The following is a 24,551-nucleotide window of genomic DNA, read 5'->3' as shown; positions in this document are numbered from 1 at the left end:
AATAGAGTAGGATTGCTCCTACTCTATTGATAAGATTCTATTAGTCTTTTCTACCATTTTGAGCATTCCATTCTGCCTGGATACGCTCAGCTTCCTCATCTCCTTCAAAATCATGAGGTAAGTTAGAACTCATGGTTTGAGAGAAAGGAACATCTTGAGGAATAAAATCCTCACCATGACCTGGCTTACTGTAATCGTAAGGCCAACGGTGCACAGTTGGAATCTCACCTGGCCAGTTACCATGAATATGCTCAACCGGAGTAGTCCATTCCAATGTGTTAGATTGCCAAGGATTTTGAGGCGCTTTCTTACCGAAGAAAATCGATGTAAAGAAATTCCATAAGAATGCTACCTGACCTAAGGCAGCGATAATCGCAGCCCAAGTAACCAATTTATTTACAGAAACCCACTTCGCCATGAAAGCAAATTCTGTAAATGCATAGTACCGGCGGGGAACACCATCAATACCCATAAAGTGCATTGGGAAAAATACCAGATAAGCACCTATGAAAGTCAACCAAAAGTGTAAATAACCTAATTTTGTGTTCATCATACGACCGAACATCTTAGGATACCAGTGGTAAACACCACAAAGCATACCGAAGATTGACGCCGATCCCATTACCAAGTGGAAGTGGGCAACAACAAAATACGTATCGTGTAAGTTGATATCTAACGCTGCATTACCTAGGAACAATCCTGTCAAACCACCAGAGATAAAGAAGGATACTAAACCGATAGCAAACATCATTGCAGGAGTGAAACGGATATTACCTTTCCACAATGTTGCAAGGTAATTAAAGGCTTTTACAGCGGAAGGAACTGCGATAATCAGTGTTGTAATCATAAATACACCACCCAAGAACGGATTCATACCCGTTACAAACATGTGGTGACCCCATACGATAAACGATAATACAGTAATACCGATTAAAGAATATACCATGGCATGGTAACCAAAGATTGGTTTACGAGCGTTTGTAGCAATAACCTCAGATGTTAGACCCAAAGCTGGCATAACAACGATATATACCTCAGGGTGACCTAAGAACCAGAACAAGTGCTGGAACAGAATTGGAGAACCACCTTCGTTTGGTAAAATTTGTCCTTGAACAACAAGATCCGATAAATAGAATGACGTACCAGCAGCACGGTCAAAAATCAGAAGAACAACCGCTGAAACCAATACTGGGAATGACAACATACCCACGATAGCAGTTAAGAAGAACGCCCAGATTGTCAAAGGCATTTTCCATAAGTCCATTCCTTTTGTACGCATGTTCAAAATTGTACTTACATAGTTAATACCACCGATCAACTGTGAAGCTACAAATAGAACCATACTCACTAACCACAAGGTCATACCTGTTGCAGATCCTGCGATCGCGGTAGGAACAGCCGATAGTGGCGGGTAGATTGTCCAACCAGCAGAAGCAGGTCCACTTTCTACGAAGAACGATGCAACCATAATTACCGATGCTACAAAGAACAACCAGTAGGACAACATGTTCATAAAAGGAGATGCCATATCGCGTGCTCCGATTTGATATGGAATCAATAAATTACTAAAAGTACCTGACAGACCAGCCGTCAACACGAAGAATACCATTACGGTACCGTGAATGGTTACCAAGGAAAGGAAAAACTCCGGTTTTATACGTCCACCTTCAGCCCACTTACCTAAGAATACTTCTAATATAGGGAACTCTTTATCCGGCCATGCTAATTGGATACGGAATAATACTGATAAAAGCATCGCAAAAACTGCCATGATGATACCAGTGATCAAGAATTGCTTAGCAATCATCTTGTGGTCACCCGAGAAGATATACTTTCTGATGAACGACTCCTCGTGATGATGGCCGTGCGAATCGTGATGTTCAGCGCTATGCGATATTACTGTACTTGACATATTCGATTTTATATTCAAAAATTCTTAATTAGTTCAAAGATGCTGTAACTTGTACACTATCCTTTTTCACGTTAGCTGTTTTTCCACTGAACTCTTTTTGCAAATCCTCAGTAAAATATTTATTTTGCTTAGCTAACCATTCTTTATATTTCTCCTCTGTTACGACAACAACCTTCTTCTGCATATTGTAGTGACCAGATCCACAGATCTTATTACACAACATGACGAAGTCATAGTTATAATCACCCAAACGGTCGCGCATCTCTTCTGTCGTTACAGTAGGTGTGAATTGGAAATAGTTGGTCATCCCTGGTACCGCATTGATCTGAACGCGGAAATCCGGAATGTAGAAAGAGTGAATAATATCTTTTGAAATGATATGGAAACGTACAGGTTTATTGACAGGCAACCAAATTTCAGATCCTTGAATATCATCCCAAGAATTTTTATCATTAAAGTCAATACCGTATGGATTAGTTGGCGTCGTCATTTTATAATTACGTTTACCAATAATGCCATCTGAACCAGCATAACGAACATTCCATTGAAACTGCTCACCAAGAACCTCAACCTGTAATGCTGACTTTTGAAGATCTTCAGGAATATTTGTGATTGATCTCCACGTAAAGAAACCAAACAGTACCAATACTGTCAATACGACAGCAGGGACAATTGTCCACAATTTCTCGATTGCATTGTTATGAGGGTAATAGTAAGCTTGACGTTTTGCCCGCATACGGTACAAAAATGTAAACGTCAGCAACAGAATGTGTGTAATAACCAATACAAATGTTGTGATCGCTGTCGTAATGATAAACATGGTATCAATACGCTCGCCATGCTCCGTCACTGCTGAGCGCCAATAAGCTGCTCCCCAATGTACATAGGACCAATACACACCATAAAGAAATACGACCAAGAAAATGAATAACAATGACGATTGAAATGTGTTATTCGCAAACGGATTATATTTACCGTTCATTTTTCTTGTCAGTTCATAGATCGAAAGTACTTTGCCAATTACGGCAACCACTGTACAGATAACTAAGAACAACAACACATAATATGTGAAGTTTTTATAAACCTGAGGGTCTATCTGCTTCACTTCTTCAACAGCAGGAGCAGCTGCACTAGCTTCTGTACCAGAACTAGTAGATGCAACAGCAGCAGTACCTGCTGCCGCTGTTGTATCATTTGCAACCGAATCCGTCGCTGCAGGGGCCGCTAACGCTGTAGTTGCCACTTTTGCAGAATCAGATGCTACTGTATCTTGTTGACTCGCCAGGATAGGATTTGCAAAAAGCAACCCTAGAGCAAGCACAAAACCCGAGATGGATTTGAATCTATTATTTAATTTAAAGCTCATTTCTTTTATAACGTTTTTTACGTAACCTTCCTTTAAAAGTGAAACTATATTTGGTGATGCAAACTCTCGTCCAACAAAGGATGATTTTTAGGCACCAATGCCTGCTTGCTTAATTTGCTAAACACTAAGAAAGTGAACAAACCTAAGAAACCAAGCGCAGTTCCGATTTCAATGACACCAAATCCTCTGTGCTCTGCTACCGTACCTGGCATAATCATGATGTAATAATCAAGCCAGTGACCAGCCAATAATAGAATACCGACGAACAACATGACATTTTGTTTACGTTTCGCATCGCGGTCTACCAACAATAACAAAGGTGCCACAAAGTTAATGATAATACTTAACCAAAACCAAGGTTTGTATTCCGGTTCCCAACGTTTGTAGAAATAAACTGTTTCCTCTGGCATATTTGAATACCAAATTAACATGAATTGTGCAAACCAGACGTAAGTCCAGAAGATCGAGAAACCGAACATCAATTTACCCAAATCGTGCAAATGATTTTCGTTTACCCAGTTCATATAACCCGCTTTTTTCAATACAACAACAATGATGGTAATACATGAAATACCACTTACCCACATTGCTGCAAAGTTATACCATCCGAACATCGTCGAAAACCAGTGTGCTTCTAAAGACATCACGGTATCGAAAGACCAGATAGGCGTGGTAAAACCGAAAATAACCAAGAAGATTGCTGACAATTTGAATGACTTTTTATAAGAAGCCAATCCGCCTTCCAAATCTTCCTTATAAGAAAGCTTCGCAAAAATAACTGCAAATATGCTATATGTACCCATAAATACTACTTGACGGATCAAGAAGAATGGAACATTTAAATAAGCAGACTTACCTGCGATGATAGGGTCATAATTTGTACTATGCGGATCAGTGATACCGTCTGCATTCCAGTGATGATATAAATTATGTGTAGTTAAACCTAAACCTACAATAACCAATAAAATCAATGAAGCAATTGGTAAAACACTCGCCATAGCCTGAGGTATACGTACCAAACCTGCAGACCATGCAGATTGGGTCACATATTGCAAGGCAACAAAGAATGTTCCAGCTGCGCATACACATGTAAAGTAATAACCCATCAATAACAAGTTGGCATAAGTACGCTCTACAGTAACGTGATCGCCCGAAAGCAACCCAATAGCTACAGCAGCTATACCTAGTACAACAGCGATAATACTGAACATTTTAGCTTTGCCAGCAAACTCGTATCGCTCGTTGAAATTATAATCGTGATGATGACTGTGAGTTCCCATTTATATATCTGATGTTAGATTATTTCTTTTGTAATTCGTGAACATACATAACAACTTTCCATCTCTCCTCTGGAGATAATTGAGATGCATGTGATCCCATGGAGTTGTGTCCGTAATAAATTGTATGGTAAATTTTACCATCAGTCAAGTCAGCCATCAAACCACCTCGTGAAGAGTTCGCCGCATCTGTGCGCTGATAAGATGGTGGCGGCGGGAAGTTCTCTAATTGACGGGTACCTCTTGAATCTGTCACGCTACGATCTTTGGTGATAGGACCATCACCTTTACCCTCTACACCATGGCATACAGAGCAATACGTAGTGAACAAAGCTTTACCTTTTTCAAGATTTTCGGCATTTACGACCAAAGGACTTTTTACTTCTCTTCCGGCACGCTCATAATCCTCTAATGTATTGGCATACTCAAAACGAGTAAAACCGATAGGATCTGTACCTTTAGGAGGTGTTTGTGCTGTTTTACCATCAGCAAAATTCGCATTAGGTTGATCCGGATTGAAAGCAAGCGGATCGTACATGTTACGAGAAAACTCTAAACCTGTACTACGAGTTGTTTTGTCACCACAAGAAGAAACAAGTGCTGTCAATGCCACAGCGGCGCAAAGCGTTCCAAGTAAATTCTTCTTATTCATAGCTAACATATTTTCTATCATTGTACTTAACTTCAACAGCACCAGCTTCTTTCAATAAGCTATCGATCAAAGCGTGATCTGTATTTTCATTGGCATCTACTGCAAGGATGAAACGGTCATCTGTTGCTCTCAAGTCCATTACACGAGGTGCACGTCCAGGGAATAAGTGGTTACGGAAGAAGAATGTAGCAACCATACCCAAAGCACACAATAAAATCGTAACCTCAAACGTAACCGGAACAAAGTTCGGCATACCAAAAGATGGCTTACCACCGATATTCATCGGCCAATCGTACGCCATTGTATAATACAACAAACTAAAACCTAATGTCGTTCCTAATGCTCCAAAGCAAAATGCTGCGATAGGCAAGCGAGAAGGTTTCACACCCAGCTTTGCCTCGATACCGTGAATAGGCATCGGAGTAAAGCAGTCGTAAATACTTATATTGTTTGCTTGCAATTTGTCGATCCCATGCATCATATCATCGGGATCCGCAAAACTACCTAATATATATTTTGTATTGCTCATTGCTGATTATTTTCTAACTGATAATTCTTTAATCTCTTCTTCTGTCACTGAATCATATTTCTCCAATGATTCTTGGAAGTACTTCACTTGTTCGTCAGGGAATGCACCTTCTTGAGCCAACTTAGTTTTATGTTGTAATGAAGATGATTTCAACAACAATTTCACTTCGGCGATAGCAATACCCGGTAAGAAACGTAAGAACAATAAGAACAATGTAAAGAAAAGTCCAATCGAACCTACAAAGATCCCTACGTCTGTCCAAGTTGGGTAGAACATTGCCCAAGATGAAGGTAAGTAATCACGGTGCAATGAAGTCACGATAATTACAAAACGTTCAAACCACATACCGATGTTTACAACAATCGATAAGATCCAAGAGATCGGAATACTTGTACGGATTTTTTTGAACCAGAATAACTGTGGAGAAATTACGTTACACGTCATCATTGACCAGTAAGCCCAGGCGTATGGACCCAACATACGGTTCTCGAACGCATACATTTCGTATTCTGAACGAGAGTACATGGCGATAAACAACTCAGTCAAATAAGCCACACCTACGATAGAACCTGTCGTCATTATAATGATATTCATCGACTCAATGTGGAACATCGTGATGTAGTTCTCAAAGTTCATTACTTTACGTAAGATCAACAATAAAGTCTGTACCATCGCAAAACCAGAGAAGATCGCACCTGCCACGAAATATGGAGGGAAGATCGTCGTGTGCCATCCAGGGATAACCGAAGTGGCAAAGTCCATGGATACGATTGTGTGTACAGAAAGTACCAACGGCGTGGAAATACCAGCCAAGATCAATGACACGATTTCAAAACGTTGCCAAGTCTTAACCGAACCATTCCATCCGAATGATAATACCGAATAGATTTTTTGTTTTAATCCAGTAGCACGGTCACGAATTGTCGCGATATCCGGCAACAAACCACAGTACCAGAATACCAAGGATACGGTGAAGTAAGTCGAGATCGCGAATGCATCCCATACCAAAGGAGAGTTAAAGTTTACCCAAAGTGATCCAAATTGATTTGGAAGTGGGAAAATCCAATACGCCAACCAAGGACGACCCATGTGAGCAACAACGTATGTTGCCGCACAGATTACCGCGAAGATCGTCATCGCCTCAGCGGAACGGTTGATTGAATTACGCCAGTTCTGGCGGAAGATTAATAATACAGCTGAAATCAACGTACCCGCGTGACCGATACCTACCCACCATACGAAGTCGGTGATATCCCAAGCCCAGCCTACAGTTTTATTCAGACCCCAAGCGCCGATACCTGTCCAAAAGGTATAACTAACGCTAACTACCCATAGTAAAGCACCCAATGCAGCTACGGTAAAACCAATCCACCATGCTTTATTTGGTTTATTTTCAACCGGTAGTAAGATATCATCCGTAATTTTTGCATACGTAATGTCCTTACCGGTCATTAATGGTTCTCTTAATATTGATTCGTTATGCGATGACATAGTATTTTTATTTCAAATATTGTACAAGATTACGCCTCAAAAGTGTTTCTAACTTTTGTCATATAACCGATACCCGGTTGAACATTGATTTCCTCAAGTACGTAATAAACACGCTCGTTGCGTAATGCTTTGGATACTTCTGATGCTGGATCATTGGCATCTCCAAAGATGATTGCATTTGCCGAACATGCTTGTTGACAAGCCATTTGGATATCGCCATCTTTAACTTTGCGATTTTCAATCTTAGCTTGCAATTTACCTGCTTGGATACGTTGGATACACATTGAACATTTCTCCATTACCCCACGTGAACGAGTAACAACATCAGGATTCAATACCAATTGTGTGAACTCATTGTTCAAGTAGTTGTCAAAACGGGAATCATTCCAGTACGCAAACCAGTTGAAACGACGCACTTTGAAAGGACAGTTGTTCGCACAGTAACGTGTACCAAAACAACGGTTATATGCCATATGGTTCAAACCTTCTGAAGAGTGTACTGTTGCCAATACTGGACAAACCGTCTCACAAGGCGCGTGACCACAGTGTTGACACAACATCGGTTGGTGAACAACAGTGACATCTTCGAAATCTAAATCAGCCGAAGCTTTCGCAATTTCCTTCTCTTTCGTAAGATCTTGATCTTTTCCTTCGATCGTATAATAACGGTCAATACGTAACCAGTGCATCTCACGACGACGGCGAACCTCATCACGACCGACAACAGGAATATTATTTTCCACGTTACAAGCTACGATACAAGCACCACAACCTGTACATGCGTTCAAGTCGATCGCCATCACCCATTTGTGACCTGGTTGCTCGTATTTGTTCCACAGATCGTAGGTTTTGTGATTATCTGTAAAGCGTCCTGCCTCCGAGTTAGGATCTTTCAGATATTTCGCAAATGTCGTCTCACGGATCACGTTACGACCTTCGATCGTGTGGTGTGTCTGTGTTTGTGCCAATTGGTAAGTACCAGACGCTTTCGCTACAGTTGCTTTTGCAACACCTTGCACAGTACCATTGATGATAGAAGCAAAAGGGAAAGCATTTTTACCAACTTCGTTACCTGCTTTACCTACTTTTGTACGGCCGTAACCTACAGCAATGGAAACCGTTCCTTGTGCTTGTCCAGGTTGTTGTACAACCGGCAATTCCAATTCAACACCATTTGCTTTAACCGTAACTTTACCGTCTTCACCCAATCCTAACTTCTCAGCATCTTTCGGGTTAAGGGCAGCATAGTTATCCCAAGTTACTTTAGAAACCGGGTCAGGCAACTCTTGTAAGTAAGCATTGTTGGCATAACGACCATCGCGAAGCGCTGAAGGCTCATAAAGTTTCAATTCAAACTCACCTGCAATCGCTTTGCCTGATGCTTCAATTGCCGAAGCCGCTGCTGCAGCATTTCCTGTAAATGCAGGAGCTGTTGCCGCTTTGGCACCTTTATATTCAAAACCAGTCTGCAATACAGCATCCCAGTTTTTCGTAGAACCTGCTAAGATTTGTGTAGACCACAAGTTCTTAACAAAGTTGTACATATCGGTATTATTTCCAGCCCAAGTCAATAAGCTTTGCTCAACTTGACGTGTCTTGAAAACAGGATTAATCGTTGGTTGGATAATTGAATACAACCCTTCTTTTGGATTAGAATCACCCCAAGACTCTAAGAAAGTACTCGCTGGAGCGATAGCAGTCAATTCAGAAGCTGTTTCATCCGCACGCTGCGCGAATGACAACGTGAAAGGAATCTGCTTCAATGCAGCTTTTACATCCTCTGCTTTGAAGTAATCGTAAACAGGGTTGCTGTTCAAGAAGAACGCTACACCAACTTGGCCAGATTTCGCAGCAGCTAAGAACGCCTGGAACGAAGAATCCGAACCTTGGTATTGTTTAGAATAGTTATCCAGGTCGATGATGGTACCATAAGCGCCCAATGCAACGTTAATTGCATTAACCAACACCTGTACATTGACATCATTAGACCCTGCAACAACAACAGCTGCGCCTTTGCTATTCACCAATTCTTTAGCCGCTAATGCGACACCTTTTTGAGCTTTTTTGTTTGCAGTTGCTCCAGCCAATGATTGACCAGTAATTGCATTATATAAAGCGATTAACGTAGCACCCTCTTCCGAAGGTTTGATAGCGATACGAGCGTCAGCATTTGTACCCGTCATGGAAAGACCAGATTCAAACTGCACGTGACGTGACATTTTTCCGTTTTTCAACGATTTATAGTCACGATTTTTAGCGTATTGTTGTGTATGCTCCTCACCTGCCAACCAAGTTCCTAAGAAATCAGCCGCAACGGAAACAATCACATTTGCATTTTCAAAATTATAAGAAGGAACCACTGCTCTACCAAAAGAAGCCTTATTTGCTTCAATAATACCGCTGTAAGATACAGCATCGTATTGTACATGGTTAACCGTAGGGAATTTCGTTCCGAAAGCAGCAATAGCTGCCAAAGTTGAAGGACTGTTTACCGTATTAGAGACGATCGTAATTTGTTTACCAGAAGACGCCGCAGCATTTAACGCTTTAACAACTTCCCCATCCAATTTAGACCACTCCACATCTTGACCTTTCAATTGTGCCTGTTTCAATTTGGACTCATCATATAAATCCAATACAGAAGCAGCTGTTGTCGAATCCAAACCTTGGTTCAAACCAATTGCATTTGGGTTAGGCTCAACATTGATCGGACGACCTTCGCGTGTTTTAACCAAGATACTTTGACCGTTGAACGTCGAAGCATAATAGTTAGGGATACCTGGAGTTACCTCTTCAGGTTTAATCAAATAAGGAACTGCCTTATGCACAGGAGTACGGTTACAAGCCGCTAAAGAAACAGCACCCAAACCAAATCCTAATGCTTTCAAGAAGTCACGGCGAGGAGTTTTTGTGCTCAAGCCAGCTTCATTTAATACATCTTCTACAGGAATAGATTCGGCAAACTCACCCTTGCTTCCTTCAACGAAAGCAGGAGTTTGATTTAACTCTTCCAAACCTTTCCAATATTTTTTATTGCTATCCATTTAAGCTGTATATAAGATTGCGTATTTCAAATAATTATTAATAGTGACATTTACCACACTCAAGACCACCGATCATGGCTGCAGTCATTTTTTCACCCTTCTTAATTCTTTCGTGTGCTTTAATCAAATCTTCATAGTACTTATTATCTGACTTGATATCTGTCTTTTTGTGACAATCAACACACCATTTCATCGTCAATGGAGAGTATTGGTACACCTCTTCCATATTCTGAATTGGACCGTGACAAGTCTGACATTCCACACCAGCCACTACAACGTGTTGTGAGTGATTGAAGTAAGCAAAATCAGGCAAGTTGTGGATACGAACCCATTGAATTGGTTTCGGATTATTACCGTAAGTACGCGTTTCAGGATCCCAATCCAAAGCACGGTAGATTTTAGCAATTTCCGGAGAAATTTCACCGTCATAATGCTCTGAAGCAGTGACTGTATTGTGACAGTTCATACATACGTTGGCCGATGGAATAGATGCATTTTTAGATTTAAATGCACCACCGTGACAGTATTGACACTCAATTTTGTTAACACCCGCGTGGATTTGGTGCGAGAATTTAATTGGCTGAACCGGCTGATAGCCTTGGTGAACACCAACATTCCACATCGTCTTCCAACCGCCTACAGCTAATAATGCAACCAACATCAAGACCGTAAAACCAACCAGTTTTTTGTTTTTAACGAATGCTTTCGCAAACTTCACAAAACGCTGATTATCTTCTGGTTCTTGCTGCGCTGCAATAGCTTCTTGGTTTTTAGCAATTACATTTTCCAGCGTACGAATCACACGATTCAATACAACGATAACCACCACAGCTAAAACAACAACTGCGATCAAGCCCAAAATCATGAACATCGACGCATTATCATCTTTAGCACCAGCACCACCATTGTTTGCATCTTTCGGTTTCTCCTTAGACGCATCAGTAATATACGCTAATACCGATCTAACCTGATCATCAGATAAATCAGTAAAAGAAGTCATCACAAGTTTGTTGTTCTCTTCGAAGATTTTAATTGCCTCAGCATCGCCAGAAGCAATTAACGCCTGAGAATTCTTGATCCACTTGATTAACCAAGCTTCGTCTTTCGTCTCTGGAATCCCTTTCAAAGCAGGACCAACCACTTTTCTGTCAATGGCGTGACAGGATGTACACTTAGATTTGAAGATTTTTTCACCTTCCTTGACATCTTGCGCATGCAACGTCGTAACGGCAAATAATAGCATCAAACTCGTTGACACCACCCTCGCAAGGCTTCCCAAAACGGATGAGATAGTTCTCATATTTAGCACTTTATACTATTTATTTGTGAATGTAAAAAATTAACTCCCATGGTTAAAGGAGCCACTACCCCCCTAACAATGCCACAAAAGTATGATTTATTAATAAATCGCTGACAATTTTGTGACCTTTAATATCAATTTATAATCATTCTAAACAAATGCGTTTAAACAAGGATAAAATAACATTTCGCTATTAAAGTAGTTCCATCGCTACAACTTTTCATTTGGATAGCCAATCAAATATAAGACAATTCCATGACAGTTTAAAATATGTAAAAATACAACACTGTCATTTATACAAATGGTGTATTTTTAGCATGAATTGCGTAACTTTAAAAACGGGGATCGATAGCCCTTCAGAGTAAAAATGAAAGCATAAAAAAAATTCATTAATATATCAGCTCTGCATATCTATAAATATAAACAAACACAAGAGCGATGAAAGAAAACAAAAAATACAATCCGTTGAGTAAAGAAGAGGAATATGTTATTGTACATAAAGGAACCGAGCGCCCATTTACAGGCGAACTTTTAGACAATAAGTACAAAGGAACTTATATCTGCCGCCGTTGTGACAGCCCATTATACCGTTCGGAGTCAAAATTTGAATCTGGCTGTGGCTGGCCAAGTTTTGATGATGAAATTCCTGGGGCAATTACAAGGATCACCGATGCCGATGGTCGCCGCACTGAAATCCTTTGTAGTGATTGTGGCGCGCATTTAGGCCATGTATTCCTCGGAGAAGGCTTTACGACAAAAAATACGCGTCACTGCGTTAATTCTATTTCAATGAAATTTGTAGCCGATCCTACAACGTAACTTTTACTTTTGTCGACTCCCGGACCTTCAGTTCACAAGGCAACACCATTTTACGTGTTGCTTTTATTTTGCCTTGAAGACGAAGCAACAGAATATTGATCAGATTCTCTGCAATATCCTTGATCGGCTGCGAAACCACGGTTATTGAGGGTTCGACCAATTTAAAGGCTGTATGATCGTCAAAAGCAATCACGGCAGGCATCGGAAAGTTATACTTTTTAGAAGCTTTCAGACCAGAAATAGCCAAATAGTTTGTTGAGAACAATACAGCATCCAGCCTATTTTCGCAGATAAACTCCCGCAACGCTTCCATGGCCTCTTCGTCCGATGCATCCATCTGGATCTTTTGAATAAAACTTTGCTGCTTATTATTGTCCATCGCCTTCAGATATCCCTCAGCGCGTTCCTTCATCTGGGTCTGATCAGAATAGAGCGATACAAATCCAATACGTTTATACCCTTGTTGACACAAATGGTCGCTTGCATCAAAAGCCCCCTGAAAATTGTCGGCCCCAACATAGTCTGTTTCAAGCCCGGGAAAATACCGGTCAAAAAGGACTACTGGAATATTATTCTGCTGCAACTGCTTTACCGTATCTTCCAGACCATCGGATGGGGTAATAATAAAACCATCGACCTGCCGATCGTAAAACATCTGGATTAATTCCTTCGCTTTCTCCACATCATTGTTCGTACTACAATAAATAATACGATACCCCTGCTCATAAACCTTACTTTCGATCAGACGCGCGATATTCCCAAAAAAGGGATTAGAAATATCTTCGATAATCAAACCCAGAATCTTCGTCTTCCCTGTGCGGAGACTTTTGGCCAATTCATTGGGTTTATACCCTACTTTTTTGACATAATCCAACACCCGTTTAGTCAAAGCCTCACTAATACGCTTTTCCTTGGCCTTATCATTTAAAATAAAGGACACAGTAGTGACAGAAATCCCCAACGCCTTTGCGATATCACTGATCAGAATACGTTTCTTCATGTAGTAGTAGTAGGTTTGTTAAGTTTTTTATTTCGAAGATTACTAAAGTAAAAAAATTAACGACAATTTACGAAAAATAATAATAAAATTGCGCTAAAAGGTTTTATTTACTAATTTTAAGCAGTTTTCAAATACCCGAACAAAACCTATGACAGGAAATAAACTATTCAAAACAGTGTTGGGCACACTAATTTTGCCATTTTGCGCGCAAGCTCAGCAAAATCTCACACAATATGTCAACCCTTTTATTGGATCTGCAGACCATGGTCACGTCTTTGTCGGCGCCAATGTACCATTAGGTGCGGTGCAATTGGGCCCCACTCAAATTCCACAAGTATGGGACAAGTTCAACGGATGGGATTGGTGCAGTGGCTACAATTACAAAAGCCAGGAAATTTTGGGCTTTACCCATACCCACCTAAGCGGAACAGGCATCGGTGACCTCAACGATCTGATGATCGTTCCAGCCAATGGAAAATTACAATTAACACCAGCGGAATTCAACAAAATGAGTACCGGTTATGGATCTTCTTTTAAAAAGGAAAATGAAGTCGCCAAACCTGGTTTCTATAGTGCTTATTTGGATGACTACCAGGTGCAGGCCAACTTAACGGCAACAGAACGAGTGGGCTATCATCAATATCGTTATGAAAAGACGGACAATGCCCATATTTTGGTCGATTTAGGTTACCACATCAATTGGGATAAACCAACAGACACCTACCTCAAACAGGTTAATGATTCCACCTTCGTTGGTTACCGCTTTTCAACAGGATGGGCCACCGACCAAAAGTTATATTTTGCAATCAGAACTTCACAACCGATACAAAAAGTAAGATTTTTCGACGGAAAAGAGGAAAAATTAGGCCAAACGACATTCAAAGGACAGGCAATCAAAGCGGCTTTATTCTTTGATGCTGTTAAAAACAAAACCATCGAACTTAAAGTCGGTATTTCTCCGGTAAGCTCGACCAATGCCCTGAATAATATCAACGCAGAGATTCCAGGCTGGAATTTTGAAAAAGTAAAGCAAGAGGCAGATCAACGTTGGAACAAAACATTAAATAAAATCCAATTCGAAGCTGATAAAGACACAAAAACCATCTTCTACACCGCACTATATCATACCTACTTTGCACCTACGATTTTTAATGATGCAAATGGAGATTATATGGGCACCGATAAACAGGTTTATGAAAAACAAGATTTTGTCAACCATACCGTATTTTCCCTTTGGGACACCTACCGTGGCCTTCATCCGCTGATGACCATCTTGGAAGACCGCAAAATCAACCAGGACTTTATCAAAACCATGTTGGCAATCTATCAGCAACAAGGTAAACTACCCATGTGGCACTTACAAGGTAATGAAACCAACACGATGGTTGGATTACCTGCTATTCCAGTCATTGCCGATGCCTTCCTAAAAGGGATCATTGACGAGAAAGATTATCCATTGGTCTGGGAAGCAGTTAAGACAACAGCCATGGGTAATGACCACGGACTAAAATATGCGCGTGAACTCACCTACATTCCGATCGATAGCATGCCGAATGAATCTGTCGCCTGGGCCCTTGAGTATGCCATCGCAGACTTTGGTGCTTACAAAATTGCGGAGAAACTTGGAAAAACCGAAGATGCCGCTTACTTCAAAAAACGCTACAAACTATATGAGCAGTATTTTGACAAGGAAGTAGGTCATTTTGTCGGTAAAAAAGCAAATGGTGAATTTCGGAGACCTTTCGATCCATTGATGGCTAAACACCGCGAGAATGATTATTGCGAAGGAAATGCATGGCAATATACCTGGCTGGTACCTCAAGATGTCAAAGGTCTGATCAACCTTTTCGGTGGCGAGGAGAAATTTTTGAAAAAGCTGGATTATTTTACAACCATGTCATCCGATCTTGGTGGTGAAGCCTCTCCAGATATTTCAGGACTGATTGGCCAATATGCGCAGGGCAACGAACCAAATCATCACATCCCTTACTTGTATGCTTACGCCGGGCAACCTTGGAAAGGAGCAGCGTTGGCACGTAAAGCGATGACTGAATTTTATACAAACAGCCCTGCAGGCCTTTGTGGAAACGACGATGTAGGCCAAATGAGTGCCTGGTATGTCTTTTCAGCAATGGGTTTCTATCCGCTAAATGCCATGAGTGGTGTTTATGTCTTTGGCTCGCCTATGATGCAGCATGCTAACATTAATTTACCAAATGGCAAAACAATGGCAATCGATGTTAAAAATCAAGGTAAATCTAATCCATACATCAAGTCGATCAAATTGAATGGAAAACCATACTCTAAAACGTTCATTACCCATGCACAGCTTTTAGAAGGTGGACAGATGGAAATCGAGATGAGCGCTACGCCAAACAAAAACTTTGGTAAGAACAAAGCCGATTGGCCTTCAAGCATTGACAATAATTAACTGAAAAATTGTCAGTAAAACATTAGTGGATTAATATTTGTTAACACCTTAATAACATATTTAAGGAGAAACAAAACATGGCAGATTACAAAAACATCAATATACAAGATATCCCCGATGGAGGTGATAATCCAAAAGACTTCTATGAAACTTTTAAAGAGCGTTTAGAAGACTTAGAAACATTTCCAAAGGATTATACGTACAAGTTTATCTTACCAAAAGATCAGGATCACTTCAATCAGATCCAACGTGTATTTGATGAAACAGGTGCTCGGTTTGATTTTAAGGATTCCAAAACAGGTAAGTATACTTCAATTACGGTAAACTTGAACGTAAAAGACGCCGACCAGGTGATCTACTTCTACAAAGAAGTCGCGAAGATCAAAGGTGTTATCATGTTATAAAATAAACAAATCAGGCTGTCGAATCGACAGCCTGATTTGTTTATTTTCATTCACCTACAAAGACATCCCTTCGATAATGTTGGCGCTCATCGCATTGATATTAAGAATCAATTAACAACTAACTAACTATTTACCCTAAATTTCTGGCTATTGATTTCTGGCTGTCCCATAGTATTACACATATGGTATTCAATTCACACCTATAGCCGGAGGTTGATCACCCACCCTATCATAGCAATTAAAACTTTAACAAAAGGTTTGAAAACAGCTTGTAAAGCGCTATATTTATCCCGTTAGTTTAATATATTTTATGAAAAGAATCTTATCGGCTATCCTATTATTAGGAGTGGCCAGTGTTGCCTATGCGCAAACCCCGGTTGACAACCAAAACGAAGGTATTAAATCAAAAAAAGGTAGTTTCGTTACGGAACTGAATTTCAACCCTTTTAAAGGAAATCTCAGCTTAAACAATGCACTAAATCAGATAAAAGGAAGATATTTTATCCAGAACGATCTTGCTTTGCGATTGGGAATTGGGATTGACGTACTCGATTCCGCCGCAAATTATGGTAACCCTTATGGTACAAACGGCTATTTTAATTCCAATAACAGAAAAAGTACAGCACTTGATGTCAATTTTGGTATAGAAAAGCATTTTAAAGGCAGCTCCAGACTGTCGCCCTATATTGGCTTTGACGTCTCCATAGGTTCAAAAACCACCAAACAGGAACTATCGACCAGCGCCTATACAATGAATTTAAAGAATGCCTCGATGGAGGTAATCTATCAACAGACCAACAATGGATATTATACATCGATGCAGTTGGTTCCAAATGGTTATACAAGATTTGGAGGCTACGCAGTTGCGGGATTTGATTTCTACGTATCCAAAGGACTGTTTGTTGGATATGAGTTTAATTTAGGCTATCTACACACAAAGTATAAAAAACCTGATGTTACAGTGATCGGCACTGACCCTGGTTATGGCTCTTATATTTCCGAAAACAAAACCAAGACATTTAAAAGCTCTTTGGTGAACGGTGTCAGAGTAGGATATTCATTTTAAAAACGATAGCTAATTGATTATTATGAAAGGAACTAAAATACTTTGTATTGTTTTTATCTTGTTATCTGGAGTAATTTTTTCCTGTAAGAAAGATGATTTTACGCCTCCCGCTGTGCAGACCTTATCGGTTACAGCACTATCATCCACCTCATTTGAGGTTGTTGGAAACATTGGGAAAACAGGGAGTGAGGAGACTTTAGAATATGGCTTTGTTTATAATTCAACGCAAGAAGTCGGGGAAAATAAGGGTATAAAAGTTTCATTGGGCAAAGATGCTAAAGAGGGAGAGTTTCGTAAACAGATTAGAGTGGACAGTGCATTATCTTCTAACTACTACAATACCATCTGGGTGAGATCCTATTTACGGGATGCTAAGGGTACTGTTTTTGGGGCAATGCTGAATATCAATCTGCCAAGTCCTTCGATGGGAGACATCACACCAAAAATGGCTATGTCGGGCGACATTATCAAAATTGTGGGAACATTTTTCGATGCGACCATCAACAATACCGTTGTTACGATCGGTAATGTCAGAGCTAAGACTGTATCAGTAAGCTCAACCGAAATAAGCGCGGAGGTACCTAGTGGTATACAAGCCAGCCATGGTAATTCTGTCAACGTTTCTATAAAGATTGGATCCACTCCAGCCGGCAATAGTTCCTTACAGATGCTAGCAAATTATAAAGATTTCTCGCCCAAATCGGGTCCTGTGGGCTCAGAATTGAAATTTACCGGAGATAATCTACCCGATTATTATGGCAGTTCAAACATTCAGGTTGAAATGGGAAATCAACTGATTAATCCCACGTATTATTACTCAACAATCAATGTACCCTTCACCGTCAAGGAAAGTTCAGATCTTGCGATAACCATTAATGGAAAGAAAAAAGTATTAGGAACCTTCACCGTCACTCCGCCAGTGATCAGTGAGCTTTCGCCCGAGTCGGTTTATCCGGGACAAGCTATCCTAATTCGAGGCACTAATTTTCCGACAATGAGCGATGGTAGCGAGGGACGCCCTTTAGTGAAACTAGGTACAGGAAGTTACACGGATGTCTCATTCTCCGACAGAAATACTTACCATTACACTATACCTGGTAATATTTCGGAAGGCGATCATTCCCTTTATTTGAAGGTAGGCCCCCACGAAGTACAAGCTCCAAGAAAATTAAAAATTATGGGTTATTCAGCCACGAGCTTTGCTCCTAAGTCAGGAAGTTCATTGCAGCTGATCAATATTACTGGGAATTTTATTTCAGGAAATTGGTATACGGTATATTTTGGTTCAATAGAAGCGGGTGGTACAGCCACTTCTGCTACAAATCTGCAGGTAACTGTTCCTTATGGTATGCCCGAAGGTAATGTAAAAATTAGCATTGAATTTCCAAACAAACGAGTCACTGTTCCTGGTGACTTCGAGATCGTGGGTCCTTCCTTTACTTCCTTCAATCCGACATCTGCCGTACCTGGAACAGTTTTAACGATCAAAGGATCGGGATTTGTCCAAAACTACGACACAGTTGTAAAATTCGGTTCAATAGCAGTATCTCCCAATAGCGTATCTTCCAATACTATATTGGTAACGGTACCTTCCAACGTGTCTCCGGGCGCAATGAAATTAACCGTCGTTACAGCTGGACAATCTGTGACACATAAAGATAATTTCACCTTATTGGACAAATAGTATTCGCTTGAATAAGTTCCCGATATTCATTGTTGAATTTTCTTGAAACGAGTAGAACATAAAAAAGCCCGCGTAAAGCGGGCTTTTTTTATCTATTGCCTAACAGGTTTATTCCTGACCAGCACCAGCTACAGGAGCTTCGCCAGCAGGTTTATCCTGTTTTGGCTTGTCTTCTCTTGGCGGGCGCGGTAATAATGCTTTACGTGAAAGCTTCATCTTACCTTGTTTGTCAATGTCCAACAATTTTACAGTGACTTTATCCCCTTCTTTGAAGATACCGTCCATTGTTTCAAGACGCTTCCAGTCGATTTCAGAGATATGCAATAAACCATCTTTACCTGGCATGATTTCAACGAACGCACCAAATGCCATGATGGATTTCACCTTACCTTCGTAAGTTTCTCCAATCTCAGGTTTAGAAGCAATCGCTTTGATACGGCCTACAGCATCATCTATAGCAGCTTTATTATCGGCAAAAACCTGAACAACACCTTTATTATCAACTTCTTCAATTGAAATCGTAGCACCAGTTTCACGTTGCATCTCTTGGATAATTTTACCACCAGGTCCGATTACAGCACCAATAAATTCTTTGTCGATCAGCAATTGAACGATACGTGGCGCATGAGGTTTGTAATCTTCACGAGGAGCATCAATGGTTTTCTTCATCTCGCCTAAGATGTGCAAACGCGCTTCTTTTGCTTGATCCAACGCTTGCGTCAAGACCTCCCATTTCAAACCATTGATTTTTAAGTCCATTTGACAAGCAACGATACCCTTTTCAGTTCCCGTTACTTTAAAGTCCATATCTCCCAAATGATCTTCATCACCCAAGATATCCGATAAGATCGCATATTTACCAGTTTTCTCATCAGAAATTAATCCCATGGCAATACCCGAAACTGGCGCTTTTAATTTCACACCAGCATCTAAAAGCGCTAATGTACCAGCACATACCGTTGCCATAGAAGACGAGCCATTCGATTCTAGAATATCAGAAACCACACGGATAGTATATGGATTTTCATTGTCTGCCGGAAGAACCTGTTTCAATGAGCGCATCGCTAAGTTACCGTGACCAACTTCACGACGACCCGGACCTCTGTTAGGTCTGACCTCACCTGTAGAGAATGCAGGGAAGTTGTAATGAAGAATAAATTTATTGTAACCGTTGATAAAAGCACCATCGATCATTTGCTCATCATCTTTAGCACCCAAAGTAACCGAAGTCAATGATTGTGTTTCGCCACGAGTGAACACAGCTGAACCGTGCGCAGCAGGCAAGTAATCTACTTCAGACCAGATTGGACGAACTGTACGTACGTCACGACCATCTAAACGAATTCCTTCATCCAATACAAGATTACGAACAGCATCATACTGCACATCGTGGAAATATTTCTTAAACAAGAACGCTGTATCATCATCCAATTCCTCAGGCATTGTTGCTCTATATTCTTCTGCAATCTTCGCGAAACTTTCAGAACGGTCATGTTTTGCAGAAGCAGATTTTGCAATAGCATACACTTTATCGTAAGTAGCTGCAAAGATTGAATCTCTCAATTCTAAATTTTCTGGTTCGTGATTGTATTCACGTTTAACTGTTTTACCAACCAGATTCGCCAATTCCACCTGAGCAGCAACTTGCTTTTTGATTGCCTCGTGTGCAAAAGCAATGGCTTCAACCATTTCAGCTTCAGAAATTTCCTTTGCTTCACCTTCAACCATGCCTATATCTTGTGCAGAACCAGCAACGATAAATTCTAAAGTTGCTTTTTCAAGTTCAGATAATTTTGGATTGATCACCAATTGACCATCAATTTTTGCTACACGAACTTCTGAAATAGGACCATTGAAAGGAATATCAGATACTGCGATCGCCGCAGAAGCAGCCAAGCCTGCTAAAGCGTCAGGCATAATATCTTTATCTGCAGAAATTAAGCTAATCGCCACTTGAGTATCTGCATGATAATTTTCAGGGAACAAAGGACGCAATGCACGGTCTACCAAACGTGAGATCAACACCTCATAGTCTGACAATCTGGCTTCACGACGTAAGAAACCACCTGGAATACGGCCAGTTGCCGCATATTTTTCTTGATAATCTACAGATAAAGGTAAAAAATCGACACCAGATTTAGCTTCTTTAGCAGAAACGACTGTCGCAAGCAACATCGTATTGCCTTGTTTTAATACTACAGCACCATCAGCTTGCTTGGCCAATTTTCCTGTAGACAATTCGATCTGGGTGCCATTACCCATATCGATGGTTGTTTTAATTTCGTTGTAATTCATTTAATCTTGTTTGCGACATGCTTTTCGTCTTGTTGGCAGCATGCCAATATTTTAAATACATTAGATTTCAGCACAAAGGTAAATTAAAATATTAAGATTAGTGCAATTAACCGCAGGCTAAATACGCAAATACTATCTATCAATTCAATTTTTATTTTCGTTTCCCAAAATGTGCCTTATACCTTACACAAGCTGAAAAGCTGCTAGAATCGAAGCTGGATTAAAATCTATCTCATTGAGCACATTTGACCGATAGCTTCCCTTTTCCAGATACAGCATAGTAAATCCCACAAATATTGAACTACCGACAAAATCGTTACATTTAATGGTCAAGTTTTTTGCCGGTATCACATTCTCTTTATACTTAACATCGTATTCCCATTCTACCCCTTTTATTTCTGTGAGTTCAAACTCATCAAAATCAAATGAGAAGGCATGAAATTTGAATACCACTGCATTGCATTTGTCAGGAAGGACCAGCGCTCTTTTGATATCAAACTCCGGGAATGATATTTTAAGATCTTTCTTCTTGTTCATGGAAACTACAGGATCAATAAAAAAATAATCGTGCATGTGGCAGTTTTCATTAAACTGAAAATTCACCAACCTATCCAATATGCTGTTGCTCAGTGTACGGCTACCTTTATCCGAATCGAGGTTGGTCTTTATTGCACGATAGATCTGCCTATTTAGCCGATTGCCCATCTGCCCGTCATGAAGCCCTTGATGTATTTCGCCAAAACACATCCGCATCAGTGCACCGGCACGGCTTACATTTCCAAAATCCTTGCCTGCCCGCTTCGTATCTTCCGTCTGTTTGACACGATGTGGCCTGCTCTGCAGGTAGTTTTTGTTACCAACTTTTCTATTTACCAGTGGGCCAACTAGGCCCCTGATAAATCCATTATCATTTATTCCCATACCTAAAGATACCACTGCGAGCATCTATAATCAAGCATGTTGTTGATTTTTAATAAATTACAAATCCGAGTAAAATGACAATTATAAATATTGCAATTTTCAAGGGACTTTGTTGCAAATTGCTTATGGACAAGTTTGCCCCAAGTTCGTCCCCCTCACGACTTGTAAAAAACATACAGGCACAGTGAGAGAAGCTTAAAAGGTGGACTCAACGTGGACTCACTGTACACTCAAACTGCCTACAGGGCAAACTTGGTAATAACTTGGTCTTAACTTGCCCCCTATCAAAGGGCTCTTCCAGCCGAAGCCCGAAGCTACAGTAACCCATCCCGCTATACTCCATTTCTTATTTTAATTTTCTGTCTTTTTCGACTAATATTTGCATGGCTAAGCTATCACGCTTATCCTCGGGGCAGAAGCTGACCATCCCTTTTCCTTCTTCAGTAAGTATAGGAATCCCTGCTTGTTCCAATGCTTTAATGTCCCTATAAATAGTTCTCTTACTTATAGAAAATCTGTCTGCTAATTCGGAAGCCGTTATTAAACGCTTGGTTTGTAACTGAGTTAAAATTGCTGTAAGCTTTGAAATTCGCTTTAATTCTTTATCGTCTATATTTTGTCTTTACAATTCAAGCAACCAGTTAAACACATTCAGATGTTTAACTCCATTCCGGTCTTGTGTAAATGAGTCTGTAGTTAGTAAATATTTCGGGTAGTTGTCATTAATTTTCTCCAATGAGCCAAATTCACGTTCTACGGTCTTTTCATTGGACATTTCCCAAGCTACCTGATAATATGCTATATCGCCTTTGGGTGTTCTGCACACAAAATCTACTTCTGCATTTCGGGCTGTACCTGTCCAAATTTTATTGCCTCTACGTAACAGTTCCAGATAAACAATATTTTCCAAAATGTGTCCTCTGTCTGTAGTGCGCTCCTTACCTGTTAAGACGTTGAGCAAACCTGCATCGACCAAATAGTATTTTTCCTGAGTAGCTAATTGCTTCCTTCCTTTCAAATCAAAACGGTTTACTTTATAAAACACAAAACTTGCTGTTAGATATTCTAGATACCTTTCTACTGTTGTGTTATGGGTGGTTTGTCCGTCCTGTTTTAAGGTTTTAGCAATATTACCAGGCGAAAGCGGATTTCCAATATTGGAAGCTACGAATTTCACAATATTACCAAAAGCGCGTTTATCGTTAATCTGATGACGTTGGGTAATGTCCTTTTCAACAATGGTGGTGTAAATGGCTTCGAGATATTCTTGGATAATATCGTAACCACCTTCACGCAATTCAACGCCTTTGGGCAAAGACGTTTCATTAATGTAATCAAAGAAAAGAGCTTCATAGTTGAGGTATTTATTCGATGTATCAATATCTCTTGCTGTTAAATATTCTTTGAACGAAAAGGGCAAAATAGAAATTTCTATGTATCGTCCACTCAATAAAGTTGCTAGTTCTCCTGACAACAAAAAAGCATTTGACCCTGTAATGTAAACGTCTATATTTGGCTTTACAAATAATCCATCCACCAAACGCTCAAACTCGTTGACGTTTTGGATTTCATCTAAAAAAACATAGCTTGGTTTTGACAAATCTAAATTTCCGATAATGTGTGCGTACAAACCATCTAAATCGTTGAGAAATTTACGCAGTTCAAAATCTTCAAAGTTCAGAAATACAATTTGACTTGCAGGTACACCCATTTCCACTAATGTTTGACGATACAATTCAAATAAGGTGCTTTTCCCGCTTCTGCGTAATCCACTAACTACTTTGATAAGATCTTTATCTTTATAGGCTAATAATTTAGACAGGTATTCTTTGCGGTTTGTGTAATTTATCATAGTGCAAAGTTACCCAATAAATCATTAAAACTTTCATTACTTACAAGTTTTAATGATTTTAATGCTTTTTATCAATTATCAACTTATAGAAATACTAGAATTTAAAATTTATTAAAACCCATAGAAAAAGAAAATTTTACAATTTTTGGATATACCTGTGTTTGCTGTACGGTAGCGTGGTCAAGCAACTTACATACATACTCTATCCTCATACCGTTGTTCAGTACATTGGTAGCAAATGTATGTCGGCTCAAATGAAAGTGCAGGTTAAACGGCCGTTTTAAATGCTCGCCCACTTTCTTTAGGTGTACCTCGCCTAAGCGAACTTTTGAACTCAGCTAATCGCATTGTTAGCGAAGCAACCCGCGTATAAAATGTATACATTTATTACAATACTTCGCTAAGAAATCTGTGCCGAATTTTGCTAAAAAATAAGAATACCTCATTTCTGTATAAACACAAAAAAAGCCATCCAAAAATTGGATGGCTTTCTTAACACCTTTGTATT

19 protein-coding genes and 1 other annotated feature are annotated in these 24,551 nt (G+C 40.0%); of the genes, 5 read left to right on the top strand and 14 right to left on the bottom strand.

Annotation, left to right across the window (positions count from 1 at the left end; all coding sequences use genetic code 11):
* Positions 1-40 precede the first annotated feature (40 nt).
* From VXM68_RS08810 to VXM68_RS08775, 8 genes are read right to left on the bottom strand one after another with little or no spacing between them, the layout of a single operon-like run.
* Positions 41-1,912 carry a cbb3-type cytochrome c oxidase subunit I gene (locus VXM68_RS08810; RefSeq protein ID WP_367211037.1) on the bottom strand — a complete coding sequence of 624 codons (1,872 nt, stop codon included), beginning with the start codon at positions 1,910-1,912 and terminating at the stop codon, positions 41-43.
* A 28-nt stretch (positions 1,913-1,940) separates the two neighbouring features.
* Positions 1,941-3,278 (bottom strand): cytochrome c oxidase subunit II, encoded by a 1,338-nt coding sequence (locus VXM68_RS08805; protein ID WP_367211036.1) that lies wholly within the window; start codon positions 3,276-3,278, stop codon positions 1,941-1,943.
* Positions 3,279-3,322: 44 nt separating this feature from the next.
* The gene (locus tag VXM68_RS08800; RefSeq protein WP_294183983.1) at positions 3,323-4,558 is read right to left on the bottom strand and encodes a quinol:cytochrome C oxidoreductase; all 1,236 of its coding nucleotides are present in this window, start codon (positions 4,556-4,558) and stop codon (positions 3,323-3,325) included.
* A gap of 19 nt (positions 4,559-4,577) precedes the next feature.
* On the bottom strand, positions 4,578-5,228 hold the full coding sequence (locus VXM68_RS08795) for a cytochrome c (RefSeq protein WP_293956353.1): 651 nt from the start codon (positions 5,226-5,228) through the stop codon (positions 4,578-4,580).
* The gene (locus VXM68_RS08790) at positions 5,200-5,736 is read right to left on the bottom strand and encodes a DUF3341 domain-containing protein (protein ID WP_293956352.1); all 537 of its coding nucleotides are present in this window, start codon (positions 5,734-5,736) and stop codon (positions 5,200-5,202) included. The genes VXM68_RS08795 and VXM68_RS08790 overlap by 29 nt, the downstream gene beginning before the upstream one ends.
* A gap of 6 nt (positions 5,737-5,742) precedes the next feature.
* Entirely contained in the window at positions 5,743-7,227 is a 1,485-nt protein-coding gene (nrfD, locus tag VXM68_RS08785) for an NrfD/PsrC family molybdoenzyme membrane anchor subunit (protein WP_367211035.1), read from the bottom strand.
* Between the two features lie 29 nt (positions 7,228-7,256).
* A complete protein-coding gene (locus tag VXM68_RS08780; RefSeq protein ID WP_293956351.1) occupies positions 7,257-10,271 on the bottom strand; it encodes a TAT-variant-translocated molybdopterin oxidoreductase in 3,015 nt (1,004 codons plus the stop codon).
* A gap of 37 nt (positions 10,272-10,308) precedes the next feature.
* The gene (locus tag VXM68_RS08775; RefSeq protein ID WP_307187647.1) at positions 10,309-11,571 is read right to left on the bottom strand and encodes a cytochrome c3 family protein; all 1,263 of its coding nucleotides are present in this window, start codon (positions 11,569-11,571) and stop codon (positions 10,309-10,311) included.
* Positions 11,572-12,009: 438 nt separating this feature from the next.
* On the opposite strand from VXM68_RS08775, the gene VXM68_RS08770 reads away from it, so the two are divergent.
* Complete coding sequence (locus VXM68_RS08770) at positions 12,010-12,390, top strand: methionine-R-sulfoxide reductase (RefSeq protein WP_293956349.1); 381 nt, start codon at positions 12,010-12,012, stop codon at positions 12,388-12,390.
* On the opposite strand, the gene VXM68_RS08765 is transcribed toward VXM68_RS08770, so the two are convergent.
* Positions 12,380-13,390, bottom strand: coding sequence for a LacI family DNA-binding transcriptional regulator (locus VXM68_RS08765; RefSeq protein ID WP_293956348.1), 1,011 nt, complete (start codon positions 13,388-13,390; stop codon positions 12,380-12,382). The two genes, VXM68_RS08770 and VXM68_RS08765, sit on opposite strands and share 11 nt — an antisense overlap.
* A 148-nt stretch (positions 13,391-13,538) precedes the next feature.
* Here VXM68_RS08765 and VXM68_RS08760 point away from each other — a divergent pair, with 148 nt between their 5' ends.
* From VXM68_RS08760 to VXM68_RS08745, 4 genes are all read left to right on the top strand, one after another.
* Positions 13,539-15,821, top strand: coding sequence for a GH92 family glycosyl hydrolase (locus VXM68_RS08760; RefSeq protein ID WP_367211034.1), 2,283 nt, complete (start codon positions 13,539-13,541; stop codon positions 15,819-15,821).
* Positions 15,822-15,898: 77 nt separating this feature from the next.
* Positions 15,899-16,225 carry a DUF493 domain-containing protein gene (locus tag VXM68_RS08755; protein ID WP_293956345.1) on the top strand — a complete coding sequence of 109 codons (327 nt, stop codon included), beginning with the start codon at positions 15,899-15,901 and terminating at the stop codon, positions 16,223-16,225.
* Positions 16,226-16,535: 310 nt separating this feature from the next.
* Positions 16,536-17,291, top strand: coding sequence for a hypothetical protein (locus tag VXM68_RS08750; protein ID WP_367211033.1), 756 nt, complete (start codon positions 16,536-16,538; stop codon positions 17,289-17,291).
* A gap of 22 nt (positions 17,292-17,313) precedes the next feature.
* A complete protein-coding gene (locus VXM68_RS08745; RefSeq protein ID WP_367211032.1) occupies positions 17,314-18,975 on the top strand; it encodes an IPT/TIG domain-containing protein in 1,662 nt (553 codons plus the stop codon).
* Positions 18,976-19,033: 58 nt separating this feature from the next.
* Positions 19,034-19,129, bottom strand: a sequence feature (Trp leader region).
* Here VXM68_RS08745 and pnp read toward each other — a convergent pair.
* The 5 genes from pnp to VXM68_RS08720 form a co-directional block, all read right to left on the bottom strand.
* Positions 19,084-21,270: a polyribonucleotide nucleotidyltransferase gene (gene pnp / locus VXM68_RS08740; RefSeq protein ID WP_294183962.1), complete on the bottom strand. Its 2,187-nt coding sequence runs from the start codon at positions 21,268-21,270 to the stop codon at positions 19,084-19,086. (Overlaps the previous feature by 46 nt.)
* A 183-nt stretch (positions 21,271-21,453) precedes the next feature.
* Positions 21,454-22,215 carry a hypothetical protein gene (locus VXM68_RS08735; protein ID WP_293956341.1) on the bottom strand — a complete coding sequence of 254 codons (762 nt, stop codon included), beginning with the start codon at positions 22,213-22,215 and terminating at the stop codon, positions 21,454-21,456.
* A gap of 322 nt (positions 22,216-22,537) precedes the next feature.
* On the bottom strand, positions 22,538-22,762 hold the full coding sequence (locus tag VXM68_RS08730) for a helix-turn-helix transcriptional regulator (RefSeq protein WP_367211296.1): 225 nt from the start codon (positions 22,760-22,762) through the stop codon (positions 22,538-22,540).
* Positions 22,763-22,813: 51 nt separating this feature from the next.
* Positions 22,814-24,043 carry an ATP-binding protein gene (locus tag VXM68_RS08725; RefSeq protein ID WP_367211031.1) on the bottom strand — a complete coding sequence of 410 codons (1,230 nt, stop codon included), beginning with the start codon at positions 24,041-24,043 and terminating at the stop codon, positions 22,814-22,816.
* Between the two features lie 101 nt (positions 24,044-24,144).
* Complete coding sequence (locus VXM68_RS08720) at positions 24,145-24,339, bottom strand: tyrosine-type recombinase/integrase (RefSeq protein WP_367211030.1); 195 nt, start codon at positions 24,337-24,339, stop codon at positions 24,145-24,147.
* Between the last annotated feature and the right edge of the window lie 212 nt (positions 24,340-24,551).

The sequence above is a fragment of the Sphingobacterium sp. R2 genome (genome assembly GCF_040760075.1).
Classification (GTDB): domain Bacteria; phylum Bacteroidota; class Bacteroidia; order Sphingobacteriales; family Sphingobacteriaceae; genus Sphingobacterium.
Note: the sequence above shows the minus strand (reverse complement) of the source record. Positions and strands in the feature narration are given on the sequence as shown.